Here is a 21,801-nt window from a genome sequence, read left to right on the forward strand (position 1 = left end):
CTCCTATTCCGCCGCGATGGCGTGGCTCGATTGAAATTGCGCGGCTTCGGTCGATTCGGTCAGGGCCACCGTGGATGCGTGGCCGCCCGAAACGGCAGTCGCGACTGCGTCGAAGTAGCCGGTTCCGACCTCACGTTGATGACGCGTGGCGGTGTAGCCCCCTCTCTCGCTCGCGAACTCGGCTTGCTGCAGCTGCGAGTACGCTGTCATGCCGCGATCGCGGTAGTCGGACGCCAATTCGAACATTGCGTGATTCAGACTGTGGAACCCCGCGAGCGTGACGAACTGGAACTTGTACCCCATGCGGCCCAACTCTTGCTGGAAGGTCGCAATGGTCGCTTCGTGGAGCTTGGCCTGCCAGTTGAAGCTCGGTGAGCAGTTATAGGCCAGCAGCTTGCCTGGATACCGGTCGTGGATTCCCTGAGCGAAGCTCCGCGCTTCATCGATGTTCGGGTGACTGGTTTCGAACCACAGCAGGTCCGCATGGGGCGCGAAGGCCAGACCCCGCGCGATGCAGTGATCGAGTCCGCTCCCGTCCTTCAAACGGAAGAAGCCTTCCCGGGTACGTTCTCCGGTGATGAACGCCTTATCACGTTCGTCAACGTCGCTGGTGATCAGCTTTGCGCTCTCAGCGTCAGTACGCGCCACGAGGATTGTTGGAACGCCGCAGACATCGGCGGCAAGCCGCGCGGCATCGAGGTTGCGAATCGCTGCTTCCGTGGGGATCAGGACCTTGCCACCAAGGTGGCCGCACTTCTTCTCGGATGCGAGCTGATCCTCGAAGTGAACGCCGGCAGCGCCCGCTTCGATATACGCCTTCATGATCTCGAAACAGTTCAGTGGCCCGCCGAAGCCCGCCTCCGCATCGGCGATGATTGGTGCGAACCAGTCGCGCTGCGCGCCGCCTTCCAAGTGCTCGATTTGATCTGCACGTTGCAGCGTCCGGTTGATCTTCCGCGCCAGCTCCGGGCCAGAGTTCGCAGGATAGAGCGACTGATCAGGATACATGGCGCCCGCGACGTTCGAGTCTGCGGCAACCTGCCAGCCGGAAAGATAGATCGCTTGCAGCCCGGCACGGACCATCTGCATCGCCTGGTTGCCCGTGACTGCTCCCAGGGCACGCACCGGCTCTTGCCGCTGTAAGATCTCCCAGAGCTTGAACGCGCCGCGACGGGCAATCGTATGCTCGATCGCCATCGATCCACGCAGTCTGATCACATCGTCAGGCGTGTAGGGCCGCTCGATGTTGTCGAAGCGTCCGGGAGGAGCGCCAACCAGCTCGTCAAAACTTGCCATACTCAGTCTCCACCTTTTCGAACTTCGGCTCGGAAGGATTGAAAACACGAGACCGGCAACGGGGTACGGCAAAAAGAGTCTGACTGTCACAACGTGACTTGCAGTCGTTGGCAAGAATTGACAGGTTCTCTGAATGCCAGCCAAGCTTTTCCTGGGGCACCGCCTGCGGCGGCTTCGACGCGATCGCCAGCTGTCACAGACCGAAATGGCGCAGAGCCTCGCAATAAGTCCAAGCTATCTAAATCATCTCGAACGGAACCAGCGGCCGGTAACGGCGGGCCTCCTGCTCAAGCTTGCCGACCTTTACGATGTCGACGTTCGCGCGTTTGCCGCGGGAACCGGAGTGCACACGGGCCCCGAAGCACTTGCTGAAATCTTCTCGGACGCAATTCTCAGCGACCTGGGCGTGCCGCGGTACGAACTCGCCGAGCTAGCGAACAATGCGCCGACCATCGCCGATGCGATCGCGCGTCTTTATACGACGGTGAAGGAGGCCGAGCGGAACCCGAGTATCGCGAGCGCCGGCGATGCCCGAGTCCTCGTCACGCCGGAGAATTGGGTCCGCGACTATATCCAGCAGCACCGCAATCATTACCCCGCTCTGGAAGAGGCCGCGGAGACCTTGGGCACGGCTCTGAGCGACCCTCTTTCGATGGCCGGGCCCATGCGGCAACGACTGAAGGATGCATGGGGCATCACGGCGTCGGTAGTTCCGCAGTCAGAGCTCGGAAGTGTAAGCCAGTTCTACGATGCCGACCGCAGGCTGTTCCTGATCTCTTCTCAGCTTCGTTCGGAGAACCGCCTGTTTGCGTTGGCCTACCAGCTCGCTTTAGTCGAGTTCGCACATGTTATCGATCGCATGGTCGCGGATGCGAGGCCGCCTGATGAAGGCGTGCGCCAGCTTCTTCACATGAGCCTCGCCAACTACGCCGCCGGGGCGATCATGATGCCTTATCGGCGTTTTCTGACGAGCGCGGAGCGCTACCGCTACTCGATCGACCGGCTGTCTGGGGAATTCGGGGCTAATGTCGAGCAGGTGGCGCATCGGCTGACCACGCTCAGCCGCCGCGGAGAGACTGGCGTCCCCTTTTTCATGTTGCGGGTCGACCCCGCCGGCAACATATCGAAGCGCTACGCTGGCGAGAACTTTCCGTTTTCGCGCTTCGGCGGGACGTGCCCGCGTTGGAACCTGCATGCGGCCTTTCAGGCGGCCGGGCAGGTCGTAACGCAGATCATCGAAACGCCCGACGGCCATCGGTATTTCACAGTGGCACGGACGATCGAGCGGCCGATCCGCACTGAGCTGTCGAGCGGACTACTGGCAATCGGTCTAGGCTGCGACCTCCGCCACGCTCACAAGCTCTCTTGCGCGGAAGTTTATGACCTGACGAAACCCCCTGTCACTCCGGTCGGTCCAGCATGCGCCATTTGCCCGCGAGTAGACTGCGCATACCGTGCGACACCACCGGCGGGACGGATGCTCGCAGTCGATCGCACCCAGAAGTCGATTTCGCCCTACCCCTTCATCTCGCCATGAACGGCCGTCGATTCAAAAGCGCCCGGGTCGTCTCGCAAGTAGACGGCGCCTTGCGGACCAAAGCAGTGTGCAGCGCCGGATCACAAAGGAAGACCGTCACTACCACTGCCTGAAGCACGAGCCACACCAGCGGGGTGGCAAGTGAAAGAACCAACAAACCACAAGGGCAGCGGCAGGCGCTGGTCCAACCATGGAGCAGCCGAGCACCGCAGACGGTGCACATGCAGGCGACGACGGCTGACGTAAGAGCGTAAGCCGGTTGTCCAGTCCCTCCCGTAGGGGTCACCAGCGGTTGCTCCGGCACCGCGCGCAGGCTGATTCACGCTGCGACTTTCCCGCGCTCCTTCAGCCAGTTCTCTATGATAGCGGCGATGCGCGGAGCGGCTCGGCCGTCGCCGTACGGGTAGGCTTTGCGCGACATGGTGGCGTAGGCAACCGGATCATCGAGAAGGCGGCGCACTTCCGAGATGATGCGCTCGGCCGATGTTCCCACGAGGCGCATGTTGCCGCTCGAGATTCCTTCGGGCCGTTCCGACTTGTCGCGCAAGACGAGGAGGGGGATTCCGAGGGTCGGCGCTTCTTCCTGCATCCCTCCGGAATCGCTGAGGATGATGTCCGCGCCGCTCATCCGCTGCACCAGTTCGGGATGGCTGCACGGCTCGAGCAGCGTGATGCCCGGCTGATCCTGGAGCAGCGAGCGCATCTGCGTCGCGACGTGCGGGTTCGGGTGGACGACGAAGTCAATGTGCGTAGACCCGTCGCGCGCCAGGTGAAGCAAGGCCTCGCCGATGCGATGGAGACCGTCGCGCCAGCTCTCACGCCGGTGACAGGTTACCAGCAGCCGGTGGCCTGCTCGTTCGCGCACCGAAGAGTCTGGCAGTTTTGGCGCGACGGACAGCAGGGCGTCCACGCCAGTGTTGCCGGTGATGTGCACCTCGCCGGCGACGCCTTCCCTTGCCAAATTCGACGCCGACAGGGGAGTTGCTGCGAAGAGCAGTTGAGCATGGCGATCGATCCGGACGCGATAGGCTTCCTCCGGCCAGGGCCGCAGCCGATCACCGGTCCTCAGTCCGGCTTCGACATGAGCGAGCGGGACGGAAGCCCGGACGCTCGCCAGGGCTCCCCCAAGCGCCGTGGAGGTGTCGCCTTGTACGACGACGAGGCCGCTGTCGCCGACCAGCAGCGGCGCCATGGCACGCGCGACCTTCCGTACGTGGGCGTGCGGATTAGTTTCACCGGCGCAGCCCAGATCTACCCTGGGGTACTGTCCGAGACCGAACTGGCCGACGTCCACTGACGGGTGCTGGCCGGTCACGATGAGGTTCGGAACCCGCGAGTGGCAAGTGCGTGGGCGAGGGGCGCCAACTTGATGGCTTCGGGCCTGGTGCCAATGACCAGGCAAACTTTCTTGCGGTGCAGCCTTCCCCCTACCTCGGCGGGAGCAAACTGCCTCCAGTTCGGTGGAAGTCAAGCGCTGCGGGGACGCCGCCTAGCGGAAGTTGTCGGCGTAGGCCTGGAGCTTGAGGCGGACCGGAGGCGCCGGGAGCACGTGATGTTCCAGCCCATGCTTGTCGCAATAGGCGATCGCGGCCTCTTTGGACCCGAAGGTCATCCGCACCTGCGTGTTGGTGTCGCCCGAACCGTTCCAGCCGGTCAGGGGATCAGGACGCATCGGCTCGTCGCGCTCGAACTCCAAAAGCCACAGGCCAGCATTTGCCTTTCCCGACTGGGTGGTCTTGCGCTCGAGCTCTGAGATGCGGGCGATCGTCACCTCGACCGGTTGGCAAAAGCGCCGCGGCAAATCAAGGCCGGACGGGCCTGGAGGCCGCCTTGGGCGCGCCAAGATAGCGGTTGAACCAGTCGATCGTGCGCCGCCGGATGTCCAACGTATGCTCCGGCGCCTGAACATGGTGCCCCTCGTCCGGATAGATCACCAGGGTCGACGGCACGTTCTGCGCCCTCAAGGCGTGCCAGTATTCGACTGACTGGGTGGGCGGCACCTCGATGTCGCGCTCGCCGACGTAAAGCAGGGTTGGAGTGCGGGCGTTCTTGATCGTGCGGATTGCCGATACCGCCCAGTACGGGGCGGGATCGTCATAGAGGGATGCGCCGAAGAACGGGATCATCCACTGGTCGATCCCATTGGTGCCGTAATAGCTGATCCAGTCGGACAGGCCCGCCCCGCTGACGATCGCCCTGAAGCGGTTCGTCTGGGTGTTCGACCACATCGCCATGAAGCCACCGTAGCTGCCGCCCATGAGGCCCAGCCGCGCGTCGTCCACGGGCGCAACCTTCTCCACTGCGTCGACCCCGGCAAGGATGTCGCGAAGGTCGCCGCCACCGAAGTCGCGGATATTGGCCCTCGTGAAGCGCTCGCCCTGGCCGTAGCTGCCGCGCGGATTCGGGAGGAACTGGTAATAGCCGGCCCGGGCGAGGTCCGCGCGAGCGCCTTGCCAGACGAAGTTGGGGACATTCGCCGCTGCGGGCCCGCCATGCACTTCCACGACCATCGGCGCCTTGCCGCTGACGGAGGGCTTCAATGGCGCGAGGAGCCAGCCCTGCACGTTGAGGCCGTCGTTCTTCCAGGACACGCTTTGCGCCCGCACCAGCGGCGACCAGGAATCGTTTTCGTGCGTGATCGGCCGCAGTCCTGTGATGCTGCCTGCGTAGATCGCAGGTCCGTGCTCGAAATCCTGGACGACGGCGGCATAACTCGCGCCGTTGGCAGATCGCGCGAACCGCCCCGACCCTGCTGCAATGCTTGCCGGTGCGGTCCACAGCGGTGCCGCCGCGCCGCGCTGCGGGTCAAGGGGAACGATAGCCATGCGGTCGCCAATCAGCGCCGCTCCGGTCAGTCCTGCGGCGTCCCAGGTGAGGGACGTGAGCGTGCCGCGGTAATCCGGCGTCACATTGCGCGGAACGCCGCCGCTGATCGGCACCGAGTAGAGGTCGCCGCCCACCGAGCCGAAGTCACTCATCAGTCCGCCGATGAATGCAACGGTCCGCCCGTCAGGCGAGACTCGCGGGAAGTTGAGCTGGGTCTTGGGCGCTGCAATTCGCGTCAAGGCACCGGTTGCGATGTCGACGCGATCGAGCGTCGCGACCCACCAATTGTTGTCGCCGTTACCCGGAGCGTCGGTAACGACGAAGCCGCGGCCGTCCGGTGTCCAGTCGTATTCGTAGACGTAGCGATCCGCCGGCGAGACGGCCCGCAGGGAGCCTCCCGCGAGCGGCACGATGGCGAGCCGCTGCTCGTCGTTCTGCTCGCCGATCTCACCGATCTGCCGGACGCCGGCCTGTGTGGCGCCCGATTCCTTCTGAGCGTTGAAGGTCGCAAGCAGTGCGACCTGCGAGCCATCCGGAGAAACGCTCGGCTGCTGAGCAATCCCGTCCAGGGTCGCCACCGTAGCGGCCTTGCCCTTCGTCACGGCCATCAAGCGGGTCTTCCCGTGCTCGCGGGCCAGGAAGATCAGGCGGCCGTCCGGTGCGAACGTCAGCCCGGAATAGCTGCAGGTCGCGCACGGATCGATCGTCGAAACTACGCCTCCGCTTGCCGCGGACCGAACGACGATGCGGCCGTGCGGCGTTTTCGACGAGTCCGGCTCCTGGTCCATCTCCACCGAGGCAAGCCGGTCCCCCGCTGGTGAGAGCGCAAGACCCGAATACTGGCGCAGCGTCGCGCCGTGCGCGGGCATTGCGATGGCGATCAGCGAAGCGGCGGGAATCAGGAAGCGCATGTGGGCCCTCGAGCGGCTGGCAGTCTTCAATCGGGTAGCAGCCTCACGCCCAATTTCCAGTTCCATCGGGCGCGTGCCATTGTCGTTAAATTATGGTAAACCATCGATCCTTCCGGGGGGAAGATGGAGGGGCACCATGACGAATCAGAAGGCGTGCGTCCTGATGTTTACCGGCTTCGCAGCGCTCGCGCTCACCGGCTGCGACAAGCGCAAGATCACTTACGATGCGACTTTCACGCGATCGAACGGCGTTGCGTCCGATCCGGTCAATAGCGCGGAGTCCGCGGCGCCCGCCTCTGTTGCGCGCAAGGCGTCGATCGTCACGGTTGGTCCCGGCGGCCGGATGGCCATCGTGCGCGAAGGAAGCAACGGCTGGACCTGCATGCCGGATGCACCGGACACGCCGGGTCCGGACCCGATGTGCTTCGACAGCAATGCCGGCAAGTGGGTCGTTGCCTGGGTCCATCATCGGCCGCCGCCCGCAGGTGCGGTGGGCGTCATGTACATGCTCGAAGGGGGTACGGACGCCAGCAACACCGATCCGTTCGCAGACAAGCCGAGTGGCCAGAACAACTGGGTGAACACCGGTCCACACATCATGATCGTCGGCTCGAAGGATATCCTGTCGGGATATCCCGCAGGAGCCAAGCCCGACACCAGCGGTCCATACGTTATGTGGGCAGGCACGCCCTACGCGCACCTGATGGTGCCGGTGAAGCAAGGCTAGGGGAGTGCCCTGCAGCGCTCCTCAGTAGGCGCGGGCGATTGCGAACTCGACGGCCTCGGTGAGCGCGGCCTTTGCCTTGCTGGCCGGGAACATGGCGATCGCGTCGATGGCGCGGCGTCCGTACTGCCGCGCCCGTTCCAGGGTGTCGTCTAGCGCGCCTGTGCTCTTCAACAGGCTGATTGCGCGTCCGAGATCCTCATCGGACACGAGATCGCCGCTCATGGCCGAGCGCCAGAAGGCGCGGTCAGCGTCATCGCCGCGCCCGTAAGCGAGGATGACGGGGAGGGTCATCTTGCCATCGCGGAAGTCGTCGCCAACGCCCTTGCCCATCGTCACGGAATCGGACGCATAGTCGATTATGTCGTCGATCAGCTGGAAGGCGATCCCGAGGTTCTTGCCGTAGCTTTCCAGGGCGAGCTCTGCCTCTTCGCTGGCCTCCGCCACAACGGGAGCAACGCGGCAAGCGGCGGCGAACAGCGCTGCCGTCTTGGCAGTGATTATGGTCAGATACTGCTCTTCGTCAGTCTCGATCCGGCGCTGCGCGGTAAGCTGCTCGACCTCCCCCTCCGCAATCACGGCGGACGCGTGGCTCAGGATTCGCAGCACTTTCAGGCTGCCGTCTTCGACCATCAGCTCGAAAGCGCGGCTGAAGAGGAAGTCCCCGACGAGAACGCTGGCCGGGTTGCCCCAGATGAGGTTCGCCGTGCGGCGGCCCCGGCGCATTCCCGAGCCATCGACGACGTCGTCATGCAGTAGCGTCGCCGTGTGAATGAACTCGACCGAGGCGGCGAGCTTGTGGTGACGGGTGCCGGGGTAGCCGAGCAGGCTGGCGCAGGCGAGCGTCAGCATCGGCCGCATCCGCTTGCCGCCACCGGCGATCAGGTGCCCGGCGAGCTCCGGGATGAGAGCGACCTTGCTCTGCATTCGCTTGAGGATGACGGCGTTGACGCCGTTCATTCCCGGCCCGACGAGCGTGAACAAAGCGTCGAGGGAGGGCTCGTGCTTGGAATCGAGGCTGTGAATGGAGGCAGTCACCCGGCCCCCGTAGCGGCCTGCCTCCGCTTTTCCTAGCTGCAGGCCTTGCTCGTCAGCTTCCCCAGATGTGAACGCGCTGTTCGGGCGCCAGATAGAGCTTGTCGCCCGGCTGGACATTGAACGCCTTGTACCAGGCGTCCACGTTCCGCACGACGCCATTGACCCGGAACGCGGCCGGCGAGTGCGGATCCGCCAGCAGCTGCGAGCGCATGGAGCCTTCGCGCTGCTTCGTTTCCCAGCTGTAGCCATAGGCGATGAAGAAGCGCTGGTCTCCGGTCAGGCCGTCGATCACCGGCGGCTCGCCATGCTTCGCGACGTAGCGGCGGTACGCTGCATAGGCGACTTCGAGGCCGCCGAGATCGCCAAGGTTCTCACCAAGTGTCAGCTGGCCCTTGATGTGAACGCCGGGAATCGGCTCGTACGCGTCATATTGCTTCACGAGCTCGGCAGTGCGGGCAGTGTATGCCTTCGCCGCGGCGGCGGTCCACCAGTCGCGGAGCTTGCCTGCCGGATCGTAAAGCCGGCCCTGATCGTCGAAGCCATGGCCGATCTCGTGCCCGATCGTCGCGCCGATGCTGCCGTAGTTCGACGCCGGGTCGGCATTCGGGTCGAAATAGGGCGGCTGCAGGATCGCCGCTGGGAACGTGATCTGGTTCTTGGACGGATCGTAATAGGCGTTGTTGGTCTGCGGCAGCATGTCCCAGAGCGCGCGATCCACCGGCTTCGGGAAGCGGCTGAGCTGCAGGTTCCACCCGAACTCCTCGGCTCGCATGGCATTGCCGAACAGGTCGCCGCGGTCGATCTGCAGGGTCGAATAGTCGATGTACTTCTTGGGATGGCCGATGCGGGGATCGAAGCTTGCAAGCTTCGCCAGCGCGGCGGTGCGGGTGGCCGCATCCATCCAAGTGTTGCCCTCGATCTTCTCCTTCAGGGCAGCGCGAATGTCGTCGATCAGCTCGCCCATCTGCCGATCACTTTCAGGCGGATAGTGGCGCTGGACGTAGATCTGCCCGACACCTTCTCCGAGCGCATCGTTGACGAGGGCCACGCCTCGCTTCCAGCGGTCGCGCTGCACGGGGACGTCGGCAAGGGTCTTGCCGTAGAACTGGAAACGAGCCTCGTCGAAAGCCTTCGGCAGCGCCTGCGCGTGATCACTGAGGAAGTGGAAGGTCAGATAGTCCTTCCAGGTGGTTAGCGGAGTCCCGGCAATCAGCTTTGCCTCGCCCTGGATGGCGCTCGGCTCGCGAACGATGACCGTGTGCACTTTTCCGAGGCCCTGCTTCGCAAGCATCGGCTGCCACGGAACTTGCGGCACAAGCGCCTTGAGCTGGGTCAGCGACTTGGGATTATAGGTTGCCTTGACGTCTCGGCGCCGCTCCGGCGTCCAGTGCGCTTTCGCAATCGCGGTCTCAAGAGCCACGATGCGGTCTGCTTTGGCGCTGGCGTCGCTCTCGCCGCCCAAGGTCAGCATCTTCGTGACATAGTTCCGGTATGCTGCCCGAAACGCGTCGTACTTGGCGCCCTGCAGCAGGTAGTAATCGCGGTTCGGCATGCCGAGGCCGCCCTGCGTCAGGAAAACGGCGTATCGCGACGGGACCTTCGGGTCGGCCTCCATGAACAGCGGCACGGGGGTCGCGTAGCCGACGGTCCCGAACAGCTCCGCAAGCTGCGTCCGGTTCTGCAGGGCGGCGATACGGTCGAGATAGGGCCGAGCCGGCGTCAGGCCACGCGCTTCGATCGTCGGCTCGTCCATCCAGCTGGCGTAGAGATCGCCGATTTGCTGCCCGATGCGCCCGGATGCGCTCGGGTTCTTCGCAGAGTCTTCGACCACCGCGCGGACGTCGCGATCGATCTGGTCGTTGAGCACGGAATCGATGCCCACGAACGTGCGATCCGGCGCGATCTGGGTGCGATTGAACCAGCTTCCGTTCACGTATCTGAAGAAGTCGTCACCCGGCTTGACCGAGGTGTCCATGGCGCTTGGGTCGTAGCCCCAGCTTCCGAACGCCGGCTTGGCGCCATTGGCAGCCATGGGAGCGAGCGCCAGCAGGCACGCGGATGCGAGCATAAACATCTTGTTTCTCATGATTTTCCCACCCGTGAGCGAATTGGGTCACGTTTGCAGCAAGGCCGGCGAGTTCGGCAATGCTTTTCGACGAACCGCGGCGCCGCGGCGAGCAATCAACCTATTGGCAGACTGAGCCGCGCGAGCAGCCCGCCCAGGTCTTCGCTCTCCTCGAGCTTGATGGTGCCGCCGTAGATCTCGGCGACATCGCGAACGATCGCGAGGCCAAGGCCGGTGCCAGGCTTGCCCGTAGTGTCCAGCCGCGCTCCCCTCGCGAAAAGCGAATCGCGGTCAGCTTCCGGGATGCCGGGGCCATCGTCTTCCACGAGTATGTCGACGGTCGAGTGGTTGCGCTCGACAGTGACGAACACGCGCCCGCCGCCATATTTGGCGGCATTTTCGACCAGGTTGCCGAGCATCTCGTCCAGATCCTGCCGTTCGACGCGCGCCTGCGCCTTGTTGTCGCCGGCGATATCGACGGTCACGTCCTCATAGAGGCGGTCAACGGCGCGCTGCACTGCTTCCAGACTTTCCCATACGGTCGCGCGTGCCTGGGCCGAGGCGCGCCGGCCGATAGCGCGGGCGCGGGCGAGGTGGTGATCGACCTGGCGCCGCATCACCTGCGCTTCTCGACAGACGACGTCGGCGAGATCGGGGCTGCGCGCCGTCGCCGAGTTGGTAATCACCGTCAGCGGCGTCTTGAGCGCATGGGCGAGATTGCCGGCGTGCCGCCGCGCCTCTTCCGCCTGCGCTTCGCTGTGGGCGAAGAGTTCATTGATCTCTTCCGTCAGCGGCCGAATCTCGGCCGGAAAATCCTGGCCGATGCGGGTTTTCGTCCCGCTGCGAATTGCCGCGACTTCGAGCCGAACACGCCGCAACGGCCATAAGCCGTAAAAGGTCTGCAACGCGGCGAGGACGAGCAGTCCCGCCCCAAGTGCGGTGAAGCTCCAGATGAGAATCGAACGAAGGCGCCGGATCTGATTGTCGATGCTCTCGCGCGATTCGGCGACCTGAAAGCGCCATCGGATTGGCGAACCAGGCAGGATTGCGTCACGCTCCGCAATACGCAGCGGCTCGGCATGATCCTTCGTCGAGAATTCGTCGCTGTTATAGAGATGGGGCCTGACGTCATTGTGCCCGTCAACCACTCGCAGTCGCCGATCCCACAATGATCGCGACGGGAACGTGTCGGCTCCGGCGCCGCTGATCTGGAAATAAAGGCCGGAGTAGGCCTCGACGAAGCGCTGGTCGGCGGGAGGGCGGCTGAACCGGACCTCGCCGTTCGGGTCGATCTCCGACGCCCCGATCATAGCGTTGAGAACGAACACAAGCTGATTGTCGACTGAGTCGACGATCGAGCGGGTCAGTACCCGGTCGAGAGCGAACCCGCCGATCAGCAGAAGCGCAGCGATCCACAGCGCGGCAACGACGATCATGCGGCGGGACAGGGACCCGCTACGCCGGCGATGCGCTCTCGTTCGGGGAGCCCGCTGCTCCTCGGCCGCCGCGGTCACCGGGGCGGCAAGCTCGTTCAACTGGCGGGTTCCTCCAGGCTGTAGCCGAGACCGCGGATCGTCGTGATCACATCGGGGCCCAGCTTCTTGCGAATGCGCGTGACGAACACCTCGATGGTATTCGAGTCGCGATCGAAGTCCTGGTCGTAGATATGCTCGATCAGCTCGGTCCGGCTGACCACCTTGCCCTTGTGGTGCATCAGGTAGGACAGCAGCTTGTATTCCTGCGCCGTCAGCTTGACCGGTTCGCCGCCCTTGGTGACCTTGCCCGACCGGGTGTCGAGGCGAATGTCACCGGCGACGAGCTCGGAAGATGCGTTCCCCGACGAGCGACGGATCAGTGCCCGCAAGCGTGCGATCAGCTCTTCGGTCTGGAACGGCTTGGCTAGGTAGTCGTCGGCACCGGCGTCCAGGCCGGCGACCTTGTCCGACCAGCTGTCGCGAGCGGTGAGCACAAGGACGGGCATCTTGCGCCCTTCCTTGCGCCAGCGGTCAAGGACCGTCAGGCCGTCAACTTCAGGCAAGCCGAGGTCGAGGATGATCGCGTCGTAGCTCTCGGTCGCTCCGAGATAGTGGCCGTCTTCTCCGTCGGTCGCGAGGTCTACGGCATAGCCTGCCCCTTCCAGCGTCGAGCGCAGCTGGCGGCCGAGATTTGGTTCGTCTTCGACGATCAGCACCCGCATCGGTTTTTCCTGATTCTGTTCATCTTGGCCTCAACCCGTCTCCGGACGATCGGTTGCTTAGCCGGAACGAAACCTGAATGGCAGGCGCAAATGCTAAACGATGGCGATGGGCGTTAGCGGGAGCGGCGAATGATGCGGCCGGTCTGGCTGTCGATATCGACCCAGATGACGCGCCCGTCCTGCATGAACTTCAGGCGGTAGGTGCCACCGTTCAGTTCAGGGCCCAGATAATCGGCGCCGCCCATGAACGGCATCACGCGCCGCTCCAGCTGCGGGAGAGGCATTGCGCGGCCCTGCTGCGTATCGCGGAACGCACGTTCGGCATCTCGCTGCGGCCCTCCGCGCGGTCCACCATGCGGCCCCGCAACAGCGGGGGCGTTGGTCAGCACGGCGGCCAGGACGCCGGCAAGAAGGGTTCGGTACAGGGTCATAACGCGACTCTCGATGCGAGTGCCTTCTAACACAGCGCGTTGAACGCGTTATGAATATGCTTGAACGAGCGCGTTCAGGGTCACAGCGTGGCGCATTTGCAACAAGTTGCTGGAGCCAGCTTCCAGTTCACAGCGGGTTCGGGATATGGGCGCCGCCATGGCTGCCCCGATCCTGTCGTATGAGAACCTTGGCCTCATTCAGGGTGAAGGATGGCTGTTCCAGGAGCTGGACCTGTATGTCGGCGCACGTGACCGACTGGCCCTGATCGGACGCAATGGCGCGGGCAAGACGACGCTGCTCAAGTGCCTCGCCGGGTTGATCGATCCCGATCGGGGCAAGCGCACGATCGTTCCGGGAACTCACGTCGTTCTGCTGGAGCAGGACCCCGCCATGAGCGGCTTCGAGACACTGGAGGACTGGGTTCTCAATGGCGCCGATGCTCCTGCCGCGCACGAGGCAGCCGCGATTGCCGATCAGCTCGGCATCGACCTTGCACGGACAGTAGCAACGGCCAGCGGCGGCGAACGGCGCCGGGCGGCAATCACGCGGGCGCTTGCCCAGGCTCCGGATCTCCTGCTGCTCGACGAGCCAACCAACCATCTCGATCTCGGCGCTATCGAATGGCTCGAGGACTGGCTGAAGCGCTTCACCGGCGCGTTCATCGTCATCAGCCACGATCGAACCTTCCTCACGCGGCTTACACGATCGTGCATCTGGCTGGACCGAAGACAGCTGCGGCGGGCGGAAATCGGCTTCGGCGGGTTCGAGGCGTGGACCGAGCGGGTCTATGATGAAGAGGCGCGTGTCGCGGAGAAGCTCGACGCCAAGCTGAAGCTCGAGCTTCATTGGCTCCAGCGAGGCGTCACCGCCCGGCGGCGCCGGAATCAAGGGCGGCTCACCAAGCTGCACGAGATGCGCGCCCAGCGCGCGGCAATGCTGGGGCCGGCCGGGTCGGCAAAGCTTGCCCTTGCCAAGGACGAGGTGCGCTCGAAAACCGTCATCGATGCCGAGCAAGTTGCGAAGAGCTTCGGCGAGCGCAGCATCGTCCGTGATTTCTCGCTGCGCGTGCAGCGCGGCGATCGGATCGGCGTCGTCGGCCCGAACGGCGCCGGAAAAACGACACTCCTCAAGCTACTCACGGGCGAGCTCCCGCCGGACAGCGGTAAGGTCACGCTAGCCAAGACGCTAAGCGGCATCGTCATCGACCAGCAGCGAAAACTCATGGAGCCGCAGAAGCGGGTGAAGGACGTGCTCGCCAATGGCGGCGACTGGATCGAGGTCCGCGGCTCCAAGAAGCACATCAAAGGCTATCTCAAGGAGTTCCTGTTCGATCCCTCGCTGACGGATGCGCCGATCGGCTCGCTATCGGGAGGCGAGCGGTCGCGACTTCTGCTTGCGCGCGAGTTCGCGCGGGAAGCGAACCTGCTGGTGCTCGACGAGCCGACCAACGATCTGGACCTGGAGACGCTGGACCTGCTGCAGGAGGTCATCGCCGACTACGAAGGCACGGTTCTAATCGTCAGCCACGACCGTGACTTCCTGGATCGCACCGTGACCATCACGCTTGGGCTCGACGGATCCGGGAAGGTGGACGTTGTAGCCGGCGGCTACGAGGACTGGATCAGCAAGCGCTACCAGGACCAGCGCTCGTCGGGGAAAACCGCGTCACAGGGTGACGCCAAAGCAGCGACGACGAAATCGCAAACCGCCCGTTCTCCCGTGGCGGTGAAGCTGAGCTACAAGGATCAGCGCGACTATGACCGACTGCCTGGCGAGATCGAGAGACTACAGGCGGAAGTTGCCGCCGACGAAGCGGCGCTCGCCGATCCCGACCTGTTCCTCAAAGATCCTGACCGATTCACGCAGCTGACGGAACGCATTGCCCGGCATCGAGCGGACATCGACGCCGCCGAGGAGCGGTGGCTGCACGTTGCGGAAATGGCTGAAGCCGTGGGAGGCTGAAGCTAGCGAGCGCTTGGCGCAGCCTGCGGCTGCTCGCTGGGTCCGGCGATCACCGGCCATCCGTTGTTCCAATCAATCCGGTCGATCAGCATGATGCGACGCGTGTTCACGTCATCTGACGCTTTCTCTCGCGGACGCCCGACGTCCACCGCGTGGTAGACAATCCAGTCGTGCCCAGCGCCGTCGCTGATAACGGCGTTGTGGCCTGGAGCGAACCAGCGGCTGCTCTTCTGCAAGATTATACTGTGTGGCGCTCCGGTCGCTTGTTCCAACGTTTCGAACGGACCCGTCGCGGATCGAGACCGCGCTACCATCACGGCGTAGTTCGCCTTGGGCCCGCAGCAATTGTCGCCCGAATAGAACAGGTAGTAATATTCCCCGTGACGGATCACCCAGGGCCCCTCGATCAGCACCGGGAATGTGTCCTTCACTGGATTGGGCCGTACCAGTTGGGCCGGTGTGCTTCCGGTCGCGAAGGTAAGTCCGTCGGCGCTAAGCTCCTGAACCTTGATCGGCTCGAAGCCTGAGCCCCAGTAGAGCAGGCGCTTGCCAGTGGCCGGATCGTCGAAAGCCATCGGGTCGATGTTGATGAAGCTTGCGCCGCATTTGAGCGGCTGGCCGGTGCTGACGAACGGTCCTGCTGGTGACGAGGCCGTCGCGACGCCCATGCACATGCCGTGAGTCTCGTCGGCGTTGTCGGGTTTGACCGACAGATACATGACGTACCGCCCGCCGTTGCGCTGAACGTGTGGTGCCCAGAAATCCTGCGTCGTCGACGCCCAGCTCGGCTTCGTTGGGAGCGCGTCACCCACATATTGCCAGTGGACGAGGTCCGCTGAACGCGCCGTCTGAATGTTGATCCAGCGGCCGTCACGCTGCGTCTGCGTCCCGTACGCATAGTAATAGCCGTCCGGCGCCCGAATGATCGCCGGATCGGGAAAGTCCGCGTCGATGACCGGGTTCGTGAATTCGGGCTGGACGGCAACACGCGTGGCTGGCGCTGCGCAGCTGCCCACTGCGAGAAGTGCGAAAGTGCAGATCAGCTTCGCGAGATGCATGGGTTCAGCTTATGTCTATTCGCGGTCTGGCGAAAGCGTGCTTGGTCGCCCTGCGTCACGTGGTAGGCTGGGTCGCGGAATAGAGGAGGGGCCGGTGGTTTCAGGCGTGTCCAAGGCGACGCTCGCTGCCTCCGCTTGGTTGTTGTGCGGCGCTGCTGCGTCTGCGCCGGAGCCGTCCTTCGTGCCCGTGCTGAAGGAGAACTTCCCGGATCCATTCGTGCTTCAGCACGGCAGCGGGTTCATTGCTTACTCCACGAACGACGGCGCGAATGTTCCGATGGCGACATCGACCGACCTCGTCCACTGGAGCTTTGTCGCCGATGCGGCTCGTCCAGGTCACAAGCGTGACGCGATGCCGACGCTTGGCAGCTGGGCCAAGGAAGGTTTCACCTGGGCCCCCGAAGTGCTTCGGCTCGGCAGCCGCTACCTCCTCTATTATACCGCGAGCGACCGCCGGAAGAACGCACAATGCATCGGCGTCGCCGAAGCTGCAGATCCACTCGGTCCATTCGTGGATACACGTGCGGACCCGATCGTCTGCCAGACGGCGCTAGGTGGAAGCATCGATGCCGACGCGTTCCGCGACGCAGACGGCAAGCTCTACCTCTACTTCAAGAACGACGGAAATCGCGTGCACGCCCGGACGTCCTTGTGGGGACAGCCGCTTGCTGCTGACGGGCTGTCGGTGACCGGGCAAGCAACCGAGCTCGTCAAGGACGATCAGCGCTGGGAAGATCGCGTGGTGGAGGCGCCATCGATGGTGCGGTCACCGGCGGGCTACCAGCTGTTCTTCTCGGGCGGCTTCTTCGGCTGGAACCCGGAGGAGGGTGGACTTTCCCCATATGCGATGGGCTATGCGAGCTGCACCGGGCCGCTCGGCCCCTGCAAGCCCGCCGCCGAGAACCCCGTTCTTCACAGCTTCAACGAACGCGAGGCGGGTTGTCTTAGTGGCCCCGGGCACCAGAGCATCTTCAGCGTGGGCGCACGCACCTTCATCAGCTTCCACGCTTGGCAAGCGAGCAGCGGCTGCCGCAAGGTGGACGACCGGCGCTACCTCTACGTGGCCCCATTGATCTGGAACGACGGCAAGCCTCAGCTCGGCCAAAGCTTGCGCGAGCGACCGGCAAACTAAGGTTAAATCGGCGCGCGGCATGCCTGCTGGATGAAGTCGGCGTGGGTCGGCATCTGCTCCGCCATGCGGCGATAGCTCAGGCGCATCTTGTCGAGCACGTCAGCCAGGAATGCAGGGTCGATCGCGCCGACCGCAGGTTCCGGTTCCTCAGGGATAAAGCCTTGGCCGAGCAGGACAGCCACCCAGCTTGCCGTTCCGAACAGTTCACGCCCCTGGCGGAACACGCGGCCCTTTGAGCGCCACAAGTCGAGCATGGAGCCGAGACTGTCGGGCACCTCCATTGTGCGGCAGTAATTCCAGAAGTCGGAATCGTTCCGGCGTGTGGCCTTATAGTGCAGGATGACGAAGTCGCGCACATCTTCAAACAGCTCCTGCATCTGACGGTTGTATTCGTCGCGTTCGACGGGATTGAAGCGGCGGTCCGGGAAGAGGGAGATGAGCTTCGCAATGCCGCTCTGGACGAGTTGGATGCTTGTAGATTCCAGCGGTTCGACGAAGCCGCTCGATAGACCGAGAGAGACGACGTTCGCGTTCCACGCCAGCCGCCGGCGACCGGCTTTGAACGAAAGGTGGCGCGGCGGTGCGAGTGGTTCATCCTCGAGCTTCGTCAGAAGCAGTTGCTCGGCAGCTGCGGAACTCAGGTGTGCGCTTGAATAAACAAGCCCGTTGCCCATCCTCGCCTGCAGTGGAATTCGCCACTGCCAGCCGCTCGGCCGGGCGGTTGACCGAGTAAACGGGTCGGGAGCGCCCACCAGTTTGCTCTGGACGGCCACGGCGCGGTCGCAAATCAGCCAATGACTCCAGTCTTCGTAGCCCGTGTTGAGGTTCTCCTCGATGAGCAGGCCGCGAAACCCAGAGCAGTCGATGAACAGGTCGCCCTCGAGCACCGTGCCGCTAGCGAGCGTCACTGACCGGACGTGCCCGGTCTCCCCGTCCATTGAAACCTCGACAATCTTGCCTTCCATGCGGCGAACTCCGTTGCGCTCGGCATGGGTGCGCAGGAAGCGGGCGTACAGACTTGCGTCGAAGTGGAAGGCGTAGCCGAGCTGCGCCAGCGGCATCGGCGCTTCCGCTCCAGGCCGCGTAAAGCGGCCGAGCTGGGCGGCAACGCCGCTCATCGACCATTCGTCGATACTCGGCATTTGCTGTTGTTGGGCCTGGCTCAGGTACATCTGGTGGAACTGGACTCCGCGCCGGTCCTGGCCGTGCGGTCCGAACGGGTGGAAATATCGCTCTCCGACTGTTCCCCAATCGACGAATTCTATCCCGAGCTTGAAGGTGCCCTGGCTGGCGGCAAGGAACTCGTCCTCATTGATCCCGACCATATGATTGAAGGCCTGAAGCGGCGGGATGGTGGCCTCGCCGACGCCAATCGTTCCAATCTCGTCCGACTCGACTAGGACTGTTTCGATCTGACCCTTGTCGAGCAGCACCGAGAATGCCGCTGCCGCCATCCATCCAGCCGTGCCTCCGCCAACGATTACCACTTTGCGGATGGCGTACTCAGTCATGGCCGTTGTCGAGCATGGACGGGCGCTGCACGCAAGAAGGCTAAAGTGGGATGCCGTGCTCGGCAGTCGAAGAAACGGCGGCCGGACTTTCGAAGTCCGGCCGCCGCGATCTTTGCGATTGGTAAGTCCTTACTGGCCGCGTTCTCCCGAGGAGGCGGGCGGGGGTGGCGGCGGCGGCGGAGCGGGCTGCTCCACAGCCGGTGCTGGCTCACGCGCCGGCGGCGGCGGAAGCATCATAGGAGCCGACGCAACCGGTGCTGGGCTGCTGCCACCGAAGCGGAAGCGTACGCCGGCGGAGATCACCCTCTCCTCATAGCGGACGACCATCGGGAAACGCTCCGTCGACGTGACAGACCCGCTGAGATCGTAGTTGGTGCGGACGATGTCCGACCTGAACGGATGATTGAGGATGTTCGTCCAATCCGCAAAGAACGTCAGGCTGTCGCTGAGCGTGTAGCTCGTCGACAGGTCCAGCCTGGGCGAGGGCTTTGCAAGACCCTGAAGGGTGTAGAGGCCGTTGTCGGCGAGCCCGCCCTCCGGATAACGCCCGCGCCAGTTGTACGAAAGCCGGATCGACAGCGGCCCTCGCTCGTACATGCCGGTGAGGTTGTAGCTCCACTTCGAGACGTCGGGCAGCGGCTCACTCAGGAACGTCTCGGGGTTACCGAGGACCCTGAACACTGCCTTGGCCTTGATGTGGGTGACGTTTGCCTCGACGCCGAACGACCGCGCCCAGCTCGGCACGAAGCCGAAGTCGAAGAAGGTCCGGACCTGCGCTTCGAAACCGTCAATCTTCCCCTTATCGGTGTTCACGGGGCCGCGGATCTCCAGCGGAAACCCGGTTTCCGGATCTAGATCGGGATAAAGGATTGTCTGGTTGGCGATGAAGCCCTTGATGTCGCGGTGGAAAACACCGGCCGAAGCGAAGCCGGTCGGCGAGAAGTAATATTCCAGGCTCGCGTCATAATTGCTCGACTTGAAGGGCTTCAAGAACGGGTTGCCGCCCCTGCCGGTCCGAACGCAATTCGTTTGGGTCGGATCGCAACCGGTGTTCGCCTGGTCTAAGACCAGAGCCGGGTTGAGGTCCTGGAACCTTGGACGCGTGCGGGTCTTGGTGGCGGCGAGCCGAACCTGCCAAGCCCGACTGAAGCGTACGTTCAAGTTCGCGTTGGGGAGCCAGTCCGTGAATGTGTTGGAGTAATCGAGCGGCGTCGTTACGGCCGTCTGGACCAGCGTGCCCTGGATGTTCTGCTTGGTCTTGACCGCGCGAAGACCGATAATTCCGTCAATGGCTGCAGGACCCGCGTCGAACTTGAAGTTCACCTGCCCATAGGCGGCGTAGGATCTTTCATTGATGTTGTAGGATCGCGCCGGATCGATCGGCGGTCCGTCAACGGAGCCGACCCCCGATTGATCGATGTTCCACTGCCGGAAACCCTGAAGATCGTCCCAGAGGCTGCTGTACGTCGGTGCCAGCCAGGTAAACGGGAATGGCCGATGATTGTCGCCCCGGAATGCGGGGTGCAGCAGTTCGTAGTCGAGAGGAACGTCCGAAATGGGAATGTTGGCGTTCCGCAAGTTCCAGTAGAACGAGCCGCCGCGATCGGAAGCCTTCCGGTCCACATATCGGACGCCCCACTGGATCTTGGGAATGAAGTTCAGGTGCGGGTCGTATTCAAAGTCGACACGCCCCTGCCAGTCCTTCCCCTTGGGGTCCGAATAGTCTTCGAAGAAGCCGCGATACTGGTAATTGGAGGGATCGGTCGGATCGAGCCCGACGACTTCGAACGTCGGCCCGGAACCGCCGGGCTCGCCCGTATACCAGTTTACGTCGTAATCGTGCGTACCGATCTGATAATCGATGCTTTCAGTGCGCAATTTGAAGTGGCTGGATGTGTGCGCCAGGTCGGCGCTGATGCGGAGCGGTCCTGCATCGTAGCTTCCGCCAGCGGCAAATTGGTAGGTGTTGGTTTCGCGGTGCGTGGAGCCCTTGAAGCCCCATGCATCGCTGTCAGTGCCGCAGCACGCGCCGGGCGTGTGGACGGTGCCGCTGATTATTTCATTGGTGCCGTCGCGGAATGCGAGATTGTCATAGCTTGCGCCGCCCCACAGCGGCTGCGCCCACATGCTGTCGAGCTGCCGCTCGCGGTAGCCCTGCCAGAGACCTTCCGCATAGAGTTGCAGGCCGCCGATGCGGTACTGGAGAGCGCCATTGATCGAAGGCCGCCAGCGGTTGCCCTCGTTGTAGTGAATTTCCGGGTAGTCGGGTGAGCGGCCTCCGGCGAGATCTGCGATGAAGAAGCCGTGCCGCCGGACCGAATCCTGATAGTGCATGCGCGTGTAAGAGAAATTGATCAGCGCACCGAATTCGCCCTCGCCGGCGCGCCACCGATCACTCAGCAACAGCTGCCCATTCACGGAATTATCGCGTGACTGGTTGGGGAAGACACCCCAGACCGATCCTGCGACTTCCAGCCCCTTGAAGTCGAACGGACGTCTGGACCGAACGTTTACGAGGCCAGCAATGCCGGGCTCGATAAGATTCGCAGTCGATGTCTTGAATGCTTCGACTGACGCGATTGCGCCAGCGGGGAAGTCCTGAAGTGCGACAGAGCGCGTTTCAGCTGTGAACAGTTCGCGGCTGTTGTACGTGGTCGTATAGTACACGTTGTCGAGACCACGCAGAAGGACGCGGTTGGCTTCGCCGCCGGCGCGCTCGACCTGGATGCCGGGGATCCGGGCGGCAGTGTCGGATACGGTGATATCCGGGAGTTTGCCGATGTCCTCGGCGACGATCGCATCGACGATCTGATCGCTGTTACGCTTGATGTTGCGTGCCGACTGCAAGGACCGGCGCAGACCTGTGACCACGATCGACCCTTGGTCCGTGCCATTGCCGGCCGCTGCGGCCGGACTCTGCGGAGCGTCCGCATTGGGCTGCGGATCCGCAGGGCTTTGCTGCGCAGTTGCTGCAGGGTTGGTTGGAGTGACCGTTTGGTCCTGCGCAACGGCAGGAGAACCGACGAAACCGAATGCCGCAAGTGCACTCGTCGACAACAGAATATTCCGAGCACGCCGCATGATGAGCCCCCTCCAGCGACAACCGGCGAAA

Annotated in this window: 16 protein-coding genes; 4 read left to right on the forward strand and 12 right to left on the reverse strand. The window is 63.5% G+C overall.

Annotated elements, in window-relative coordinates:
• Positions 1–3: 3 nt before the first annotated feature.
• Positions 4–1,296 (reverse strand): isocitrate lyase, encoded by a 1,293-nt coding sequence (gene aceA / locus ACUXST_RS00540; protein ID WP_458388003.1) that lies wholly within the window; start codon positions 1,294–1,296, stop codon positions 4–6.
• Positions 1,297–1,429: 133 nt separating this feature from the next.
• On the opposite strand from aceA, the gene ACUXST_RS00545 reads away from it, so the two are divergent.
• Positions 1,430–2,833 (forward strand): helix-turn-helix domain-containing protein, encoded by a 1,404-nt coding sequence (locus ACUXST_RS00545; RefSeq protein WP_458388004.1) that lies wholly within the window; start codon positions 1,430–1,432, stop codon positions 2,831–2,833.
• A gap of 319 nt (positions 2,834–3,152) precedes the next feature.
• Here the strand turns inward: ACUXST_RS00545 and wecB are convergent, their stop codons facing one another.
• The 3 genes from wecB to ACUXST_RS00560 all read right to left on the reverse strand — a co-directional run bounded on the left by wecB (position 3,153) and on the right by ACUXST_RS00560 (position 6,570).
• Positions 3,153–4,148, reverse strand: coding sequence for a non-hydrolyzing UDP-N-acetylglucosamine 2-epimerase (gene wecB / locus ACUXST_RS00550; protein WP_458388005.1), 996 nt, complete (start codon positions 4,146–4,148; stop codon positions 3,153–3,155).
• Between the two features lie 174 nt (positions 4,149–4,322).
• Entirely contained in the window at positions 4,323–4,604 is a 282-nt protein-coding gene (locus tag ACUXST_RS00555; RefSeq protein ID WP_458388006.1) for an ETC complex I subunit, read from the reverse strand.
• A 31-nt stretch (positions 4,605–4,635) separates the two neighbouring features.
• Positions 4,636–6,570: a S9 family peptidase gene (locus ACUXST_RS00560; RefSeq protein ID WP_458388007.1), complete on the reverse strand. Its 1,935-nt coding sequence runs from the start codon at positions 6,568–6,570 to the stop codon at positions 4,636–4,638.
• A 136-nt stretch (positions 6,571–6,706) separates the two neighbouring features.
• Between ACUXST_RS00560 and ACUXST_RS00565 the strand changes: the two genes are divergently transcribed.
• Complete coding sequence (locus tag ACUXST_RS00565) at positions 6,707–7,297, forward strand: hypothetical protein (RefSeq protein ID WP_458388008.1); 591 nt, start codon at positions 6,707–6,709, stop codon at positions 7,295–7,297.
• Positions 7,298–7,318: 21 nt separating this feature from the next.
• Here ACUXST_RS00565 and ACUXST_RS00570 read toward each other — a convergent pair whose 3' ends face one another.
• From ACUXST_RS00570 to ACUXST_RS00590, 5 genes are all read right to left on the reverse strand, one after another.
• Positions 7,319–8,332, reverse strand: a complete 1,014-nt coding sequence (locus ACUXST_RS00570) for a polyprenyl synthetase family protein (RefSeq protein ID WP_458388009.1) — start codon at positions 8,330–8,332, stop codon at positions 7,319–7,321.
• Positions 8,333–8,384: 52 nt separating this feature from the next.
• Entirely contained in the window at positions 8,385–10,406 is a 2,022-nt protein-coding gene (locus ACUXST_RS00575) for a M13 family metallopeptidase (RefSeq protein ID WP_458388010.1), read from the reverse strand.
• Between the two features lie 107 nt (positions 10,407–10,513).
• On the reverse strand, positions 10,514–11,833 hold the full coding sequence (locus ACUXST_RS00580) for a sensor histidine kinase (RefSeq protein WP_458388980.1): 1,320 nt from the start codon (positions 11,831–11,833) through the stop codon (positions 10,514–10,516).
• Between the two features lie 95 nt (positions 11,834–11,928).
• On the reverse strand, positions 11,929–12,594 hold the full coding sequence (locus ACUXST_RS00585) for a response regulator transcription factor (protein WP_458388011.1): 666 nt from the start codon (positions 12,592–12,594) through the stop codon (positions 11,929–11,931).
• Positions 12,595–12,707: 113 nt separating this feature from the next.
• Positions 12,708–13,025 carry a hypothetical protein gene (locus ACUXST_RS00590; protein WP_458388012.1) on the reverse strand — a complete coding sequence of 106 codons (318 nt, stop codon included), beginning with the start codon at positions 13,023–13,025 and terminating at the stop codon, positions 12,708–12,710.
• Between the two features lie 157 nt (positions 13,026–13,182).
• On the opposite strand from ACUXST_RS00590, the gene ACUXST_RS00595 reads away from it, so the two are divergent.
• On the forward strand, positions 13,183–14,988 hold the full coding sequence (locus ACUXST_RS00595) for an ABC-F family ATP-binding cassette domain-containing protein (RefSeq protein WP_458388013.1): 1,806 nt from the start codon (positions 13,183–13,185) through the stop codon (positions 14,986–14,988).
• Between the two features lie 2 nt (positions 14,989–14,990).
• Here ACUXST_RS00595 and ACUXST_RS00600 read toward each other — a convergent pair whose 3' ends face one another.
• Positions 14,991–16,046, reverse strand: coding sequence for a glycoside hydrolase family 43 protein (locus ACUXST_RS00600; RefSeq protein ID WP_458388014.1), 1,056 nt, complete (start codon positions 16,044–16,046; stop codon positions 14,991–14,993).
• A gap of 181 nt (positions 16,047–16,227) precedes the next feature.
• On the opposite strand from ACUXST_RS00600, the gene ACUXST_RS00605 reads away from it, so the two are divergent.
• Positions 16,228–17,178: a glycoside hydrolase family 43 protein gene (locus tag ACUXST_RS00605; protein ID WP_458388015.1), complete on the forward strand. Its 951-nt coding sequence runs from the start codon at positions 16,228–16,230 to the stop codon at positions 17,176–17,178.
• A 2-nt stretch (positions 17,179–17,180) separates the two neighbouring features.
• Here the strand turns inward: ACUXST_RS00605 and ACUXST_RS00610 are convergent, their stop codons facing one another.
• Together ACUXST_RS00610 and ACUXST_RS00615 are read right to left on the reverse strand one after the other, a co-directional pair.
• Complete coding sequence (locus ACUXST_RS00610) at positions 17,181–18,689, reverse strand: tryptophan halogenase family protein (RefSeq protein WP_458388016.1); 1,509 nt, start codon at positions 18,687–18,689, stop codon at positions 17,181–17,183.
• A gap of 129 nt (positions 18,690–18,818) precedes the next feature.
• Positions 18,819–21,770: a TonB-dependent receptor gene (locus ACUXST_RS00615; RefSeq protein WP_458388017.1), complete on the reverse strand. Its 2,952-nt coding sequence runs from the start codon at positions 21,768–21,770 to the stop codon at positions 18,819–18,821.
• Positions 21,771–21,801 lie beyond the last annotated feature (31 nt).

The sequence above is a fragment of the Sphingomonas sp. F9_3S_D5_B_2 genome (assembly GCF_054263715.1).